This is a genomic window from Pseudomonas sp. L7 (assembly GCF_046605565.1).
GTDB lineage: Bacteria > Pseudomonadota > Gammaproteobacteria > Pseudomonadales > Pseudomonadaceae > Aquipseudomonas > Aquipseudomonas wayambapalatensis.
Window position 1 is genome coordinate 3711782 of sequence record NZ_CP176784.1, and the last position, 16017, is coordinate 3727798.

At 64.1% G+C, this 16017-nt stretch carries 11 protein-coding genes; 5 read left to right on the forward strand and 6 right to left on the reverse strand.

From position 1 onward, the window contains the following. Positions 1-5: 5 nt before the first annotated feature. Positions 6-1256, reverse strand: coding sequence for a lipoprotein-releasing ABC transporter permease subunit (locus ACK3BK_RS17125; RefSeq protein ID WP_065861986.1), 1251 nt, complete (start codon positions 1254-1256; stop codon positions 6-8). Between the two features lie 93 nt (positions 1257-1349). On the opposite strand from ACK3BK_RS17125, the gene ACK3BK_RS17130 reads away from it, so the two are divergent. Further along, positions 1350-1934 (forward strand): PilZ domain-containing protein, encoded by a 585-nt coding sequence (locus ACK3BK_RS17130; RefSeq protein WP_186666294.1) that lies wholly within the window; start codon positions 1350-1352, stop codon positions 1932-1934. 31 nt (positions 1935-1965) lie between these two features. After that, positions 1966-2682 carry a glycerophosphodiester phosphodiesterase gene (locus ACK3BK_RS17135; RefSeq protein WP_125929357.1) on the forward strand — a complete coding sequence of 239 codons (717 nt, stop codon included), beginning with the start codon at positions 1966-1968 and terminating at the stop codon, positions 2680-2682. 48 nt (positions 2683-2730) lie between these two features. On the opposite strand, the gene sthA is transcribed toward ACK3BK_RS17135, so the two are convergent. From sthA to ACK3BK_RS17150, 3 genes are all read right to left on the reverse strand, one after another. After that, complete coding sequence (sthA, locus tag ACK3BK_RS17140; protein WP_186666298.1) at positions 2731-4125, reverse strand: Si-specific NAD(P)(+) transhydrogenase; 1395 nt, start codon at positions 4123-4125, stop codon at positions 2731-2733. 202 nt (positions 4126-4327) lie between these two features. Continuing rightward, the gene (locus tag ACK3BK_RS17145) at positions 4328-5326 is read right to left on the reverse strand and encodes an FAD:protein FMN transferase (RefSeq protein ID WP_411382954.1); all 999 of its coding nucleotides are present in this window, start codon (positions 5324-5326) and stop codon (positions 4328-4330) included. Positions 5327-5458: 132 nt separating this feature from the next. After that, positions 5459-6922 (reverse strand): glyceraldehyde-3-phosphate dehydrogenase, encoded by a 1464-nt coding sequence (locus ACK3BK_RS17150; RefSeq protein WP_186666302.1) that lies wholly within the window; start codon positions 6920-6922, stop codon positions 5459-5461. Between the two features lie 167 nt (positions 6923-7089). On the opposite strand from ACK3BK_RS17150, the gene mfd reads away from it, so the two are divergent. The 3 genes from mfd to ACK3BK_RS17165 all read left to right on the forward strand — a co-directional run bounded on the left by mfd (position 7090) and on the right by ACK3BK_RS17165 (position 14436). Continuing rightward, positions 7090-10539 (forward strand): transcription-repair coupling factor, encoded by a 3450-nt coding sequence (gene mfd, locus ACK3BK_RS17155; protein WP_411382955.1) that lies wholly within the window; start codon positions 7090-7092, stop codon positions 10537-10539. 9 nt (positions 10540-10548) lie between these two features. Further along, the gene (locus ACK3BK_RS17160) at positions 10549-11124 is read left to right on the forward strand and encodes a CsiV family protein (RefSeq protein WP_411382956.1); all 576 of its coding nucleotides are present in this window, start codon (positions 10549-10551) and stop codon (positions 11122-11124) included. Between the two features lie 411 nt (positions 11125-11535). After that, positions 11536-14436: a DEAD/DEAH box helicase gene (locus tag ACK3BK_RS17165; RefSeq protein WP_411384487.1), complete on the forward strand. Its 2901-nt coding sequence runs from the start codon at positions 11536-11538 to the stop codon at positions 14434-14436. 31 nt (positions 14437-14467) lie between these two features. Here ACK3BK_RS17165 and nagZ read toward each other — a convergent pair whose 3' ends face one another. Further along, positions 14468-15466, reverse strand: coding sequence for a beta-N-acetylhexosaminidase (gene nagZ, locus ACK3BK_RS17170; protein WP_411384488.1), 999 nt, complete (start codon positions 15464-15466; stop codon positions 14468-14470). 25 nt (positions 15467-15491) lie between these two features. Next, entirely contained in the window at positions 15492-16013 is a 522-nt protein-coding gene (locus ACK3BK_RS17175) for a L,D-transpeptidase (protein ID WP_186719916.1), read from the reverse strand. Positions 16014-16017: the final 4 nt, after the last annotated feature.

Here is a 16017-nt window from a genome sequence, read left to right on the forward strand (position 1 = left end):
GCGACTCACTCATAACGTAGCGCCTCTGCAGGCTGGGTGCGCGCTGCACGCCAGGCCGGATACAGGGTGGCGAGGAAACTCAGGACCAGCGCCGCACCGCAGACCATCCACACGTCCTGGGCGATGATCTGCGACGGCAGGTAATCGATGAAGTACACATCGGCATTGAGGAACTTGTGCCCGATCAGGGTCTCGACGCCAGCGATCGCCGCACTGACGTTGAGCGCGGCGATGATCCCGACCACCGCGCCGATCAGTGTGCCGACCACGCCGATCACCGTGCCCTGGACCATGAAGATCGCCATGATCTGCCGGGGCGTGGCGCCAAGCGTACGCAGGATGGCAATGTCGCCACGCTTGTCATTGACCACCATCACCAGGGTGGAAATGATGTTGAACGCTGCCACCGCGACGATCAGCAGCAGGAGCAGGCCGATGATCGACTTCTCCATGCGAATCGCCTGGTACAGGTTGCCCTGGGTGCGGGTCCAGTCGCGGGCGTAATACTGGTGCTCGCCCAGCTGCTGGACGATGCTCCAGGCCTCACGCGGCGCCTTGAACAGGTCATCGAACTTCAGGCGCAGGCCTTGCACCTGGTCGGCCTTCCAGCGGTGCAGGCGCGAAAGGTCGGAGAGGTTGGTCAGCCCCAGGTAGCCGTCGATCTCGCCGGCGCCGACATGGAAGGTGCCGACCACGGTAAAGCGCTTCATGCGCGGGAACATCCCGGCCGGGGTGATGCTCACCTCGGGCGCGACGAACGTGACCTTGTCGCCGACCTTCACACCCAGCTTGGTGGCGGCCTTGTCACCGATGAGGATGCCCCATTCGCCGGGCGCCAACTGGTCGAGGCTGCCCTGCTGCAGGAAGTTGTCGATGATCGACACCTCACGCTCGCGATCCGGCTGGATGCCGTTGAGCAGCATCTTCTGCACCTTGCCGTCATGGGTGAGCAGCCCCTGCATCTGCGTGAAGGGCGCGACCGCCTGCACGTGCGGATTCTGCTTTACTTGTTGAGCAAGGGCCTGCCAGTCGCCGATGGGCTGGTCGCCCTCGATGGTGGCGTGGGGAACCATGCCAAGGACGCGGGTGCGCATCTCGTGATCGAAGCCATTCATCACCGACAGCACCACGATCATCACTACCACGCCCAGGGCAAGGCCGATCATCGAGGTCAGGGAAATGAACGAGACGAAATGGTTGCGTCGCTTGGCACGGGTGTAGCGCGTACCGATGAATACGAAGAGAGGTCTGAACATGTCGGGGCTTGTTCGGATGAAAGGGAACGTCCTGGTGGCGAGGCGCCTACGGCGGCTTTACACTCGGACCACCGCCGCAACCATGGGTTCGCCATGACGACATTAGACGAAGAAGATCGCCGGGAATACTACCGCATCGAAGACAGGATCGCACTGGAAATCAGCCCCCTGAGCGCCGCCGAAGCCCTTGAGCCAGAACTGTTGCAGGATGATTCACCGCTGTTCAACCTGCTCAGCGAGCTGCACCTGTCGGACTTCGAATCCCAGCACCTGTTGCGCCAGCTCAGCGACAAGGACCGTACCCTGGCTGCCTTCCTGCGCGCCCAGAACAAACGCCTCGACCTGCTCAGCGCGGTAGTCGCGCACACGCTGATCGGCGAGATCGGCCAGCCGCAGCGGGTGATCATCTCCGAAGGCGGTGTCGAGTTCGCCCAGGCGCAGCAGATCGCGCCCGGCACCCGGGTCAAGGTGAAGATGGTGCTGATGCCACGCGCCCACGGCCTGTTGCTGCGTGGCCGCGTCACCCACTGCGACCCGCGCCCCGAAGGCGATTTCGAGGTTGGCACCGAGTTCATCGACATGACCGATGCCCAGCGCCAGCTCCTGGCCCGCTACATCCTGCAGCGCCAGCAACAGCAGCGGCGTCAGCAGATCGAACAGAACAATCCGCAATCCTGAGCCTTTTCCCTTTTGACCTGAAGGAACGAACGTGACCCTGATCTACGGCCATCGCGGCGCCAAGGGCGAAGCGCCCGAGAATACCCTGACCAGCTTCCGCCAGTGCCTGTCGCACGGCGTCGACCGTTGCGAGCTGGACCTGCACCTGTCGGCCGACAACGAGCTGATGGTGATCCATGACCCGACCCTCAAGCGCACGACTGGGCGACGCGGCAAGGTCGTCGAACACTCGGCAGCGGACCTGGTTACCTACGACGCGCGCAAGGGCGGCCCCGGACATGTGCAGCCCTGCCCTATTCCGCGCCTTGAAGAACTGTTCGAGAAATGCGCCTTTGCCCACTGGCAGCTGGAGGTCAAGAGTGCTTCGCGCACCCGTGCAGCAAGCACGGTGCTGGCCATTCGCGAGCTGGCACAACAATACGGCCTGCTCGACAAGGTGACCATCACCTCGAGCTCGCGGGAAGTGCTGGGGGCAGCGCAGGAACTGGTGCCCGACATCGCGCGCGGGCTGGTTGCCGAGTACGCCTGGCTCGACCCGCTGAAAGTCGCACAGAACTATGGCTGCGAGATGCTCGCGCTGAACTGGACACTGTGCACCCCCGAACGCCTGCTCAAGGCGCAGAAGCAGGGTTTGCATGTGTCGGTGTGGACGGTCAACGAGCCGGCGCTGATGCGCCGACTCGCCGATTTTGGCGTGGACAGCCTGATTACAGACTTTCCCGGTTTGGCCAAGACCACCCTCGGGTAGGGCTGAAATCGGTCTCCCCGACCGGCTCAGGCCACCGGCCGGAGCCGCTCAAAAAAGCCGGTTCAGACCGTCGTAGGCAGCTACCCGATAGGCTTCGGCCATGGTCGGGTAGTTGAAGGTGGTGTTGACGAAGTACTTGAGATTGTTCAGCTCACCCGGCTGGTTCATGATCGCCTGGCCGATGTGGACAATCTCCGAAGCCTGGTAACCGAAGCAGTGCACGCCAAGGATTTCCAGGGTTTCGCGGTGGAACAGGATCTTCAGCATGCCCTGCGGCTCGCCGGCGATCTGCGCACGCGCCATGCTCTTGAAGAACGCCTTGCCCACTTCGTATGGCACCTTGGCCTGGGTCAGCTCCTGCTCGTTCTTGCCGATCGAGCTGATCTCCGGAATGGTGTAGATGCCGGTCGGCACGTCGTTGACGAAGCGCCAGCTGCCGTTGTCGACGATGCTACCTGCCGCCGAACGGCCCTGGTCGTGGGCGGCGCTGGCCAGGCTCGGCCAACCGATCACGTCACCGGCACCGTAGATGTTCGGCACACTGGTGCGGTAGTTCTCGTCGACCTCGATCTGGCCGCGGCTGTTGACCTTGATGCCGATGTTCTCAAGGCCCAGCTTGTCGGTGTTGCCGGTACGGCCGTTGCACCACAGCAAGGCGTCGGCCTTGATCTTCTTGCCCGACTTCAGGTGCAGGATCACCCCGTTGTCCAGGCCCTCGACACGCTCGTACTCCTCGTTATGGCGTACGGTGATGTTGTTGTTGCTGAAGTGGTAGCTCAGCGCCTGGGAGATTTCCGAATCCAGGAAGCTCAGCAGTTGACCACGGTTGTCGACCAATTCGACCAGCACACCCAGGCCACTGAAGATCGAGGCGTATTCGCAACCGATCACCCCGGCACCATAGACGATCAGCTTGCGCGGCGTGTGGCTCAGGCTGAGGATGGTGTCGCTGTCATAGACGCGCGGGTGGTGGAAGTCGATGTCGGCCGGGCGATAAGGGCGCGAGCCGGTGGCGATGATGATGTGCTTGGCGTTGAGCTTCTCGACCACACCGTTGGGGCAGACCACTTCGACGGTCTGCTCGTCGGCGAAGCTGCCGGTGCCGACGAACACGTCGACGCGGTTGCGCGCGTAGTAGCCGGTGCGCGAGGCAACCTGCTTGGAAATCACCTTCTCGGCGCTCTTGAGCACGTCGGGGAAGGAGAACCAGCGCGGCTCACCAATAGCGCGGAACATCGGGTTGGTGTTGAACTGCATGATCTGCCGCACCGAGTGACGCAGTGCCTTGGACGGGATGGTGCCCAGGTGGGTGCAGTTGCCGCCGACCTGGCGACGGCTGTCGACCATTGCGACCTTGCGCCCCGCTTTGGCGGCGTTCATTGCCGCGCCTTCTCCGGCCGGGCCGGAACCCAGCACCACTACGTCGTAGTTGTAGACAGCCATGCGTACTCCTTCAGAACTGGCCCGCCGGCCGGCTGGCCGCGGGGCTCATCATGCCGCCGGGGCGCCATGAAAAAATTCGGGTGCAGTCTAATCAAGCGTGAACGCCGCGCACATTAACCCTTGGTCGCGTCGTAGGCCATCTTTGCCTGCACTACATGTCATTTCGCCGTTTCCGTGGCCGCGATCATCCGTGCCCTGCCTTTCACCCGCCTTTCAACACCCGCTGGAAACCTGGCGTGGAACGGGAGACGAAACCACCCTCGACCCGGGTCACCAATACGGCAGCGATGCCGTGGGCCACAGCAAAATCCCAGCCGCGCTCGGGCCCGAGAATCAACAGCAGCGTCGAGTAACCGTCGGCGATCAGCGCCGAGCGGTCCAGCACGGTGACCGCAGCCAGATCGTGCACCACCGGACGCCCCAGGCGGGCATCGAAGGTGTGCGAATAGCGCCGGCCATTGTCCTCGAAATAGTTGCGGTAGTCACCCGAGGTCGACACCGACAGGCCATCGATGGCTATCACCTGGCGAGCGATCTGGCGATCCTCGCGCGGCAGCTCCAGTGCAATGCGCCAGGGGCTGCCATCAGGCTTGCGGCCTGCGGCCTGCAATTCCCCGGTGGCTTCGGCGACAAAGCTGTCGATACCCATCGTCCGCAGGCGCTCGGCGATCAGATCGACTGCGTGACCGGCAGCGATACTGTTGAAGTCCAGCTCCAGCGCGACATCCTTGCACAGGCGCTCTCCATCGATGTGCAGGTGACGATAACCTACGCGCTGACGGGCCAAGGCCAGCGCCTGAGGGTCGGGCACCTGCTCCTGACGCGCCTGCGGGCCGAAACCCCACAGGTTGAGCAGTGGCTCGACACTGAGGTCGAACGCCCCCTCGCTCACATCGGCCAGGTGCTGGCCGAAGGTGACCAGCTCGAGCATGCCCTGCGGGATGGTCAGACATTGATTGGCCGGCAATTGGTTGAAACGGCTGACAACGGAGTCGTCACGGTAGGTGGAGTAATACGCGTCGATGCCATGCAGGATGGTTTCGACTGCCTCGCGCACCTGGCTCGGCGCCGGGCCGCCGGGGCTGCGAACATACTGGATGCTGTAGCTGCTGCCCATGGTCGGGCCGCCCAGGCGCTCCAGCGTGGGTTGCTGGTCGCAGGCCGATAGCAGCATCAGGATAAGCAGGAAGGCTTTGCGCAAGATTCAGATTCTCGGTTGCCTGTGCCGCCTCTGTGGCGGGACGAACGTTTACCTTTGCCGGGCCGGCACAGACACAACATAAAAAAAACGGGAACCCGAAGGTTCCCGTTTTTTCATCGCCTTACAAGCCTATCAGCGTGGAAACGCTGGCGGGTTCACACCGGCCATTTCTTCCATCACGCGAACGACCTGGCAGCTGTAACCGAATTCGTTGTCGTACCAGACGTACAGGACAACACGGTTATCGTTGCAGATGGTCGCTTCGGCATCGACCACACCGGCGTGGCGCGAGCCGACGAAGTCGGTCGAAACCACTTCCTGGGAGCTGACGTAGTCGATCTGCTTGTGCAGTTCCGAGTGCATGGCGGTCTGGCGCAGGTACTCGTTGAGCTCTTCGCGGTTGGTGGCCTTTTCCAGGTTCAGGTTCAGGATGGCCATCGACACGTTCGGTGTCGGTACGCGAATGGCGTTGCCGGTCAACTTGCCCTTGAGCACTGGCAGTGCCTTGGCAGCGGCAGTGGCGGCGCCGGTTTCGGTGATGACCATGTTCAGCGGCGCGGCACGACCGCGACGGCTGCCCTTGTGGAAGTTGTCGATCAGGTTCTGGTCGTTGGTGAACGAGTGAACGGTCTCGACGTGGCCGTTGACGATGCCGTACTGGTCGTTGATGGCCTTGAGCACCGGCACGATGGCGTTGGTGGTGCAGGACGCCGCGGAGATGATCTTGTCATCGGCGGCGATATCGCCATGGTTGATGCCGTGCACGATGTTCTTCAGCGCACCCTTGCCAGGAGCGGTGAGGATCACACGGGCAGCGCCCGGGCAGGCCAGGTGCTGGCCCAGGCCGTCGGCATCACGCCAGACGCCGGTGTTGTCGACGATCAGTGCGTTTTCGATGCCGTACTGGGTGTAGTCGACTTCGCTCGGGCTCTTGGCGTAGATGACCTGGATCAGGTTGCCGTTGGCGGTGATGGTGTTGTTGGCTTCATCGATGGTGATGGTGCCATCGAACGGGCCGTGGACCGAATCGCGGCGCAGCAGGCTGGCACGCTTGACCAGGTCGTTCTCGGCGCCCTTGCGCACGACGATGGCACGCAGGCGCAGGCCGTCGCCGCCACCGGTCTTCTCGATCAGGATGCGCGCCAGCAGGCGGCCGATGCGGCCGAAGCCGTACAGGACGACGTCGGTGCCCTTGCGCGCCGAAGCGTTCTGCTGGCCAACCACATCAGCCAGCTCTTCACGGACGAACTGCTCGGCAGTGCGACCGTTGCCTTCCTGCTTGAACTTGTTGGCCAGCTTGCCCAGGTCGACCGAGGCGGCGCCCAGTTTCAGCTCGCTCATGGCTTTGAGCAGGGGGAATGTCTCGTGTACGGACAGTTCGGTCTCGTCGGTCTGACGGTGACGTGCAAAGCGATGCGCTTTGAGGATCGAGATAACCGAACGGTTGATCAGGCTGCGGCCATAGATCGAGCTCACCACATTGTTGTTGCGGTAGAGCTGACCGATAAGCGGGATCATCGCTTCAGCCAGGGCTTCACGATCGATCCACTCACCAAGACACTGGTCGGGCTTCTGAGTCACGGGAACCTTCCACATGTAGGGACAGAAAAAAGGGGCTACATTATGACGCCCCGATGCGTATCGGGCAATGAGCGCCTGTCGCTACCCGCAAAGCCAGCCGCCATGGCCTTTCGAGCCTGACAGCGAGCAGCGTCGCCGGTACAATTGACCTCTTTGCCGCAACGCTTGGAGTCGGATCTTCCGTGTCAGTTCTGCGCCTTCCGCAACTGTCGGCCACGGCCGGCAAACAAACCTGGGGCAACCTGCCCGGTGCCGCCCTCAGTCTCGCCATCGCCGAGGCCGCCAGCAGCGCCGGGCGCTTCACCCTGCTGCTGACTGCCGACAGCCAGGCCGCCGACCGCCTGGAACAGGAGCTGCGTTTCTTCGCCCCGCAGCTCCCGGTGCTGCCGTTCCCCGACTGGGAAACCCTGTCCTACGACCTGTTCTCGCCGCACCAGGACATCATCTCCCAGCGCATCGCCAGCCTCTATCGACTGCCAGAGCTGGACCACGGCATTCTCGTGGTGCCGATCACCACCGCCCTGCACCGCCTGGCCCCGACCCGCTTCCTGCTGGGCAGCAGCCTGGTGCTGGACGTAGGCCAGAAGATCGACGTCGAGCAGATGCGCACCCGCCTGGAAGCCAGCGGCTACCGCTGCGTCGACACGGTCTACGAGCATGGTGAATTTGCCGTGCGCGGCGCGCTGATCGACCTGTTCCCCATGGGCAGCAAGGCGCCGTATCGCATCGACTTGTTCGACGACGAGATCGAGACCCTGCGCACCTTCGACCCGGAGACCCAGCGCTCGGTCGACAAGGTCGACTCGATCCGCCTGCTGCCGGCCCGCGAATTCCCTATGCACAAGGATGAGGTGACACGCTTCAAGGCCCGTTTCCGAGAGCGCTTCGACGTCGACTTCCGGCGCAGTGCGATCTTCCAGGACCTGACCAGCGGCATCATCCCGGCCGGCATCGAATACTATCTGCCACTGTTCTTCGAAGAGACCGCGACACTCTTCGACTACCTGCCGGCAGACACCCAGGTATTCTCCCTGCCCGGTGTCGAGCAGGCCGCCGAACACTTCTGGAACGACGTACGCGGGCGCTACGAAGAGCGCCGCGGCGACCTCAGCCGCCCCTTGCTGCCACCGGCCGAGCTGTTCATGCCGGTCGAGGACTGCTTCGCCCGCCTCAAGCAATGGCCGCGCGTGGTGGTCAGCGCCGACGAACTCGAGCCAGGCGCTGGCCGCGAGCGCTTCCCGGCCCGCGCCCTGCCCAACCTTGCCATCGAGGCCAAGGCCAACCAGCCGCTGGCTGAGCTGTCGAACTTCCTCGACCAGTTCCCCGGCCGCGTGCTGTTCACCGCCGAATCGGCAGGCCGCCGCGAGGTACTGCTGGAGCTGCTCGAACGCCTGAAGCTGCGCCCGCACACCGTCGAGGGCTGGGACGATTTCATCACTGGCAGCGAGCGCCTGGCGATCACCATCGCCCCGCTCGATGACGGCCTGCTGCTGGATGACCCGAGCCTGGCCCTTGTGGCTGAAAGCCCGTTGTTCGGCCAGCGCGTGATGCAGCGCCGACGTCGCGACAAGCGCGGCGAAGCGGCCAACGACGCAGTGATCAAGAACCTCACCGAGCTGCGCGAAGGCGCCCCTGTGGTGCACATCGATCACGGCGTGGGCCGCTACCTGGGCCTGGCCACCCTGGAAATAGACGGCCAGGCCGCCGAGTTCCTCACCCTGGAATACGCCGAGGGCGCCAAGCTCTATGTGCCGGTGGCCAACCTGCACCTGATCGCCCGCTATACCGGCAGCGACGACGCCCTGGCGCCACTGCACCGACTTGGCTCCGAAGCCTGGCAGAAGGCCAAGCGCAAGGCCGCCGAACAGGTGCGCGACGTGGCCGCCGAGCTGCTCGACATCTATGCCCGCCGTGCTGCGCGCAAGGGCTACGCCTTCGCCGACCCGGCCGCCGACTACGCCACCTTCAGCGCCGGCTTCCCGTTCGAGGAGACGCCCGACCAGCAGGCCGCCATCGAGGCCGTGCGCCTCGACATGCTTGCGGCCAAGCCCATGGACCGACTGGTCTGTGGCGATGTCGGCTTCGGCAAGACTGAAGTGGCCATGCGCGCAGCCTTCATCGCGGTGCACAGCGGTCGCCAGGTCGCGGTCCTGGTCCCCACCACCCTGCTCGCCCAGCAGCACTACAACAGCTTCCGTGATCGCTTTGCCGACTGGCCGGTGACGGTCGAAGTGATGAGCCGCTTCAAGTCCGCCAAGGAAGTGGCCGCCGCCGCCGCAGACCTTGCCGAAGGCAAGATCGACATCCTCATCGGCACCCACAAGCTGCTGCAGGACGACGTACGCTTCAAGGACCTGGGCCTGGCGATCATCGACGAAGAGCACCGTTTCGGCGTACGCCAGAAAGAACAGCTCAAGGCGCTGCGCAGCGAGGTGGACATCCTCACCCTCACCGCCACGCCAATCCCGCGCACCCTGAACATGGCCGTGGCCGGCATGCGCGACCTGTCGATCATCGCCACTCCGCCGGCGCGACGCCTGTCGGTGCGCACCTTCGTCATGGAGCAGAACAAGAGCACGGTCAAGGAAGCGCTGCTGCGTGAGTTGTTGCGTGGCGGTCAGGTCTATTACCTGCACAACGATGTGAAGACCATCGAGAAATGCGCCGCCGACCTCGCCGAACTGGTGCCCGAGGCCCGCATCGGCATTGGCCACGGGCAGATGCGCGAGCGCGAACTCGAACAGGTGATGAGCGATTTCTACCACAAGCGCTTCAACGTGCTGATCGCCTCGACCATCATCGAGACCGGCATCGACGTCCCGAGCGCCAACACCATCGTCATCGAACGTGCCGACAAGTTCGGCCTGGCCCAGTTGCACCAGCTGCGCGGCCGGGTCGGACGCAGCCACCACCAGGCCTACGCCTACCTGCTCACCCCGCCACGCCAACAGATCAGCGGCGATGCCGAAAAGCGCCTGGAGGCGATCGCCAACACCCAGGACCTGGGCGCAGGCTTCGTGCTGGCCACCAACGACCTGGAGATCCGCGGCGCCGGCGAGTTGCTCGGCGAAGGCCAGAGCGGGCAGATCCAGGCAGTGGGTTTCACCCTCTACATGGAAATGCTCGAACGTGCGGTCAAGGCGATCCGCAAGGGCACCCAACCCAATCTCGAGCAACCACTGGGCGGCGGCCCGGAGATCAACCTGCGCTTGCCGGCGCTGATCCCCGAAGACTACCTGCCCGATGTGCACGCCCGCCTGATCCTGTACAAGCGCATCGCCTCGGCGGCCGACGAAGAAGGGCTCAAGGACCTGCAAGTGGAGATGATCGACCGCTTCGGCCTGCTGCCCGAGCCGACCAAGAACCTCATGCGCCTGACGCTGCTCAAGCTGCAGGCCGAGAAGCTTGGCATCAAGAAGGTCGATGCCGGCCCCAATGGCGGCAAGCTTGAGTTCGAGGCCGAAACACCGGTCGATCCGCTGACCCTGATCAAACTGATCCAGGGCCAGCCCAAGCGCTATAAGTTCGAAGGCGCGACCCAGTTCCGCTTCCTGGTGCCGATGGAACGCCCGGAAGAACGCTTCAATACCCTGGAGGCGCTGTTCGAGCGCCTGGCCCCACAGTCAAATTAAGGAAGCTCCATGCGCGCCATTCGTTGCCTGACCTTGTTGCTGACGCTCATCGCGCCAGTAACGGCCTTCGCCGAAGGCCCTTATCAGGTGGAAATCCTCCTCCTGCGGCAGAACGCCGTGCCTGCCGTGACCAGCCCGTTCGCCCCCGAAAACTGGAGCGCCGACGCGCCGCGCCTGACCAAGGACGCCGAGCGCCCGCTGGCACTGGCTGACGAAGCCACCCGCCTGCAAGCCACTGCCGACTACACTGTGCTGCTGCACAAGGCCTGGCAGCAGCAGGTGGGCAGCGAGCCCAGCCGCATTGCCGTGGGCGCAGGCGAAGAGCAGTTCGGGCACTTCCCCATCGAGGGCAACCTGAGCATCGCCGAGGGCCGCTTCACGCGCATCGAGGCCAACTTCTGGGTCAACGAACTGGACGGCAACGGCAGCGTGCTGCGCAGCGAGCAATTCAAGCAAAGCAACAGCAATGTGAAGAACGGCCAGCTGACCTTCCTCGACGGCGGGCACCTGGCGCTGTTGATCAAGGTTGCACCGGCCGGGATGCGCAAGCTGCCGACACTGGATCCGGAAATGATGGAGCAGTGACACGTGAGTGACGTGCAGAAGCAGGTTGCGGAAAATCCAAGCTGGAAGCGCGAATTCGACGCCGGTGCCCTGCAGCGTGGTGAACGCTATGCCGAGCAAGGCAGGGTAGAGATCCTCTCCCACGGCGATGCGCGCATCGAGGCAACCTGCAGCGGCAGCGGCGACAGCCGTTATCGTCAACGGATCATCATCACCTTCACCTCCGCCGGACACTGCCATGTTCGCGGTCAGTGCACCTGCCCGGTCGGCGAGAATTGCAAGCACTGCGCCGCCGTGCTCTACACGCTCGCCCACCGCCATACGGCACAACCGGCGGCCAGCGATCACCTGCCCCATCACCTGCAACACTGGCTGCAGGGCCTTGAGCAACGCCCCAGCACCCACCAGCCTGGCGAAGACAAACGCGGACGCATGGTCTGCTACCAGCTCATGTTGCTGGGCGATCAGGGCTGCGCCCTGCGCGTTCGCAAGGGCACTCGCAGCGATGACGGCATACGCTACAGCCGGGTGCACTCGCTGTACGAACTGCTCTACGAGCCGCCCAAGTTCGTCAAGGAAGAAGATCTGCGCATCCTGCGCCAGTTGTCGGCACAGAACGCACCCTACGGCCAGGAGCGCGGCTACGTGCTCAAGGGCCAGGAAGGCGGCGAGCTACTGCAACGGGTGCTGGAAACCGGACGCCTGATGTTCATGGAAGAATTGCCGCTGCTGCGCCGCGGCCAGGAGCGCCAGGCGGAATTTCGCTGGGTGCGCCTGGACAGCGGCGAATACCGCGGCATGTGGTACAGCGCCGACAAACCGCTGCTTTGCGTCCTGCCGCTGGTGCCGTTGTTTTACTTCGATGTCATGACCAGAGAAGTCGGTACCGTCGCCCACAGTCTCGACCCGCACACCGCCATCCAGCTCTCGCTCGCACCCGATGTACCGGAACACCTGATCGTGCCACTCAGCCACAAACTCAACGCCCTGAACCACCAACTGCCAACCCCGACAACGGTGAAGCAGGAACTGCTCGACAACATCGAGCCCATCCCCCACCTGACCCTTGGCAGCCTCGAATTCAGCGCCTACATGCCCAAGACCGGACGCATGCAGCGCCAGATGCAACACCGCGCCGCGCTCTCGTTCGACTACGACGGGTTGCGCACCAGCGGCCCCGACGACAAGCCGCTGAGCCGCCTGGTAGACAGCACCAGCCAACGCATTCGCCGCCAGCCGCAGCATGAAAAACGCCTGCGCGACACCCTGCGCAAGCTCGGTTTCAAGCCTGCCACGCGCCAGAGCAAGGCCCTGCCCGACAGCGCCGGCGAGATGTTCCAACTGCCCGACGACGAAACCTGGCTGCGTTTTGCCCGCGAAGAGCTGCTGCGACTACGCGAGGCAGGCTGGAAGGTGGATGTCCACCGCGACTTCGCCTTCAACCTCCACGACGTGGAAGACTGGTACGCCAACATTCAGGAAGCCCCCGGCCACGAATGGTTCGACCTGGAACTGGGCATCGTCGTCGACGGCCAGCGCCACAGCCTGCTGCCGATTGTCCTGCAGTTGCTGCGCAGCAGCCCCGAACTGCTGCGCCCCAGCGAACTTGCGCGGCGCGGCGACGATGAACACCTGTTGATCGACCTCAACCGCGGCCGCCTGGACAGTCCGGCCATGCGTGTTGCCTTGCCCTACGGGCGGATCAAGGCAGTCATGGGCACCCTCGGCGAGCTGTACCTGCACGAGGATGCCACCGGCCCGACGCTGCGCATGGAACGCGCCGATGCCGCACGCCTTAACGATATCGAGCACCTGCCCCTGCAATGGGAAGGTGGCGAACAACTGCGTGACCTGGGTCGACGCCTGCGCGATGCGCGCGATTTGGAGGTCGAGCCACCCAAAGGCCTGGCCGCGACCTTGCGCCCCTACCAGCAGCAGGGCCTGAACTGGCTGCATGCCCTGCGCGAGATGGGCACCGGCGGCATCCTCGGCGACGACATGGGCCTGGGCAAGACCCTGCAGACCCTTGCCCACCTGCTGCTGGAAAAAGAAGCCGGGCGCCTGGCCCATCCCGCCCTGGCAGTGATGCCCACCAGCCTTGTGCCCAACTGGCTGGACGAAGCCCAGCGCTTCGCACCCGACCTGCGTGTCCTGGCCCTTCACGGCCCGGGCCGCACCCGGTTCTTCGGCGCACTGCACGAGTACGACCTGATCCTGACCACGTACGCCCTGCTGCCACGCGACCTCGAGCAACTGCAGGCCCAAGCCTGGCACGTGCTGGTGCTGGACGAAGCACAGAACATCAAGAGCAGCACCAGCAAGGCCGCCCAGGCCGCCCGGGAGCTGCAGGCCAACCAGCGCCTGTGCCTGACCGGCACGCCCATGGAGAACAACCTGGGTGAGCTATGGTCGATTTTCCACTTCCTGATGCCCGGCTGGCTGGGCGATCAGAAACGTTTCAACCAGGATTACCGCACCCCCATCGAACGTCATGGCGACCGCGAGCGCCTGGCCCACCTGGCCAGCCGGGTCCGCCCTTTCCTGCTGCGCCGCAGCAAGGAGCAGGTGGCCCGCGAGCTGCCGGCCAAGAGCGAGATGGTTCACTGGGTGGACCTCAGCGATGCACAGCGTGACACCTACGAAACCGTGCGCGTGGCGATGGACAAGAAGGTGCGCGATGAAATCGCCCGTAACGGCGCCTCACGCAGCCAGATCGTCATCCTCGATGCCCTGCTCAAGCTTCGCCAGGTGTGCTGCGACCTGCGCCTGGTCAAGGGCGTGGAAGCCAAGGGCAATCAAGCCGACAAGGGCAAGCTGGGCAGCTTGATGGAAATGCTCGAGGAACTGCTCAGTGAAGGCCGCCGAGTGTTGCTGTTCTCCCAGTTCACCTCGATGCTCGCACTGATCGAACAGGAGCTGGAAAAGCGCGACATTCGCTACAGCCTGCTGACCGGAGACACCCGCGACCGCCGCGCGCCGGTTCAACAGTTCCAGAGCGGCGACAGCGAAGTGTTCCTGATCAGCCTCAAGGCCGGCGGTACTGGCCTGAACCTGACCGCTGCCGACACGGTGATTCACTACGATCCCTGGTGGAACCCGGCCAGCGAGAACCAGGCAACCGACCGCGCCTACCGCATCGGTCAGGACAAGCCGGTGTTCGTCTACAAGCTGATCACCCGCGGCACGGTGGAAGAAAAGATCCAGCAGTTGCAGCAAGAGAAAGCCGCCCTCGCGGCCGGCCTGCTCGATGGTGAGCAGGCCGGTCAGTGGCGGCTCGGGGATGACGAGATCGAAGCACTGTTCGCGCCGTTGCCGGGCAAGCGAGGGCGCTGAATACGGGGCGCCTACTTCGCAGACACCCCGGTCAATCCACCAACTGCGCGTCCTTCAAAGCCCCCAGCGCCTCGAGCCAACGCGGCTGCTGCCGGTAGTCGGTGCGCGCAAAGCCCCGCCCGCGCATGCCGGCGATACGTGGCAAAGGCCGCACCTTCAAGCGCTGCGCCGCGCTCAGTGCAAGCTCCGCCGCCGCCCGGTCATTGCACACCAGGCCCATGTCGCAACCGGCGCTCAACGCCGCCTCGATGCGATTGGCCGCATCGCCCACCACATGCGCACCGGCCATGGACAGGTCGTCACTGAAGATCACCCCCTCGAAGCCCAGCTCACCACGCAGGATGTCCTGCAGCCAGCGCCGCGAGAAACCTGCCGGCTGGTTGTCGACCTGGGGGTAGATCACGTGGGCCGGCATCACCGCTGCCAGTTGCCCACTGAGACGGGTGAACGGCACCAGGTCAGCCTCGCGCAATTGCGCCAGGCTGCGCTCATCGGTCGGGATCGCCACGTGCGAGTCGGCCTCGGCCCAACCGTGCCCCGGGAAGTGCTTGCCACAGGCCGCCATGCCTGCGGCGTTCATGCCACGAATAAAAGCACCGGCCAGTTGCGTGGCGCGCTGTGGATCGCCCTCGAAGGCACGACTACCAACCACCGCGCTGCGCTGGTGATCGAGGTCAAGCACCGGCGCAAAGCTCAGGTCCAGGCCGACCGCGAGAACTTCGGTCGCCATCAGCCAACCGCATTGTTCGGCCAGGTAATCGGCGTTGGCGTTGTCGGCGATGGCACGCATGGCGGGCAAACGTACGAAGCCCTGGCGCAGACGCTGGACCCGACCACCTTCCTGATCGACCGCCAGGATCAGGTCAGGACGAATAGCACGGATCGAGGCGCACAGCTCGCGCACCTGGCGTGGGCTGTCGATGTTACGGGCAAAGATGATCAGACCGGCCACTTCGGGCTGGCGCAGGAGGTGACGATCCTCGGGGGTCAACCATTGACCGGCGATATCCACCATCAGGGAGCCTTGCAGGCTGGCAGTCATAGGGTGTCCTTCATTAAATATCCAGAGAGGCCCATTGCGGGCAGGCAGCCTCGTCTATGCGCACCGGACAATGGAGCGGTACGCGCTCGAACAGATCCGACAGCTCGCGGTTGCGCAGGCGCACGCAGCCATGGGACAACGGCACGCCCAGCGGTTCGCTGTCCGGCGTGCCGTGCAGGTAAATGTAACGACTAAAGGTATCGACTCGACCCAGGCGGTTGACGCCCGGTTCGCAGCCACTGAGCCAGAGGATTCGGGTGAGAATCCAGTCTCGGCCTGGAAATTGCTCATGCAGAGCGCACGACCAGACTTCGCCGGTCCAGCGTCGGCTGCGGAGCACAGCCCCTTGCGGCAATCCAGCGCCGATCTTCGCCCTGACCTGATGCAGGCCACGCGGTGTGCAGCCGGAACCCTTGAGTTCACCCGCTCCCAGACGCGCAGTGGAAACATCCAGGCGCACGCACAACGTCCCCCGGAAAAATCCGTAAAGGCGTTGGTCTGCGAGGGAGATGTGCAGGAAATCAAGGTCGGGCATGGGC

Coding starts and splice junctions, on each gene's coding strand:
- ACK3BK_RS17160 (WP_411382956.1), top strand. CDS start 10,549: ATGCGCGCCATTCGTTGCCTGACCTTGTTGCTGACGCTCATCGCGCCA.
- sthA (WP_186666298.1), bottom strand. CDS start 4,125: ATGGCTGTCTACAACTACGACGTAGTGGTGCTGGGTTCCGGCCCGGCC.
- ACK3BK_RS17150 (WP_186666302.1), bottom strand. CDS start 6,922: ATGTGGAAGGTTCCCGTGACTCAGAAGCCCGACCAGTGTCTTGGTGAG.
- ACK3BK_RS17130 (WP_186666294.1), top strand. CDS start 1,350: ATGACGACATTAGACGAAGAAGATCGCCGGGAATACTACCGCATCGAA.
- ACK3BK_RS17125 (WP_065861986.1), bottom strand. CDS start 1,256: ATGTTCAGACCTCTCTTCGTATTCATCGGTACGCGCTACACCCGTGCC.
- ACK3BK_RS17175 (WP_186719916.1), bottom strand. CDS start 16,013: ATGCCCGACCTTGATTTCCTGCACATCTCCCTCGCAGACCAACGCCTT.
- ACK3BK_RS17165 (WP_411384487.1), top strand. CDS start 11,536: ATGGTCTGCTACCAGCTCATGTTGCTGGGCGATCAGGGCTGCGCCCTG.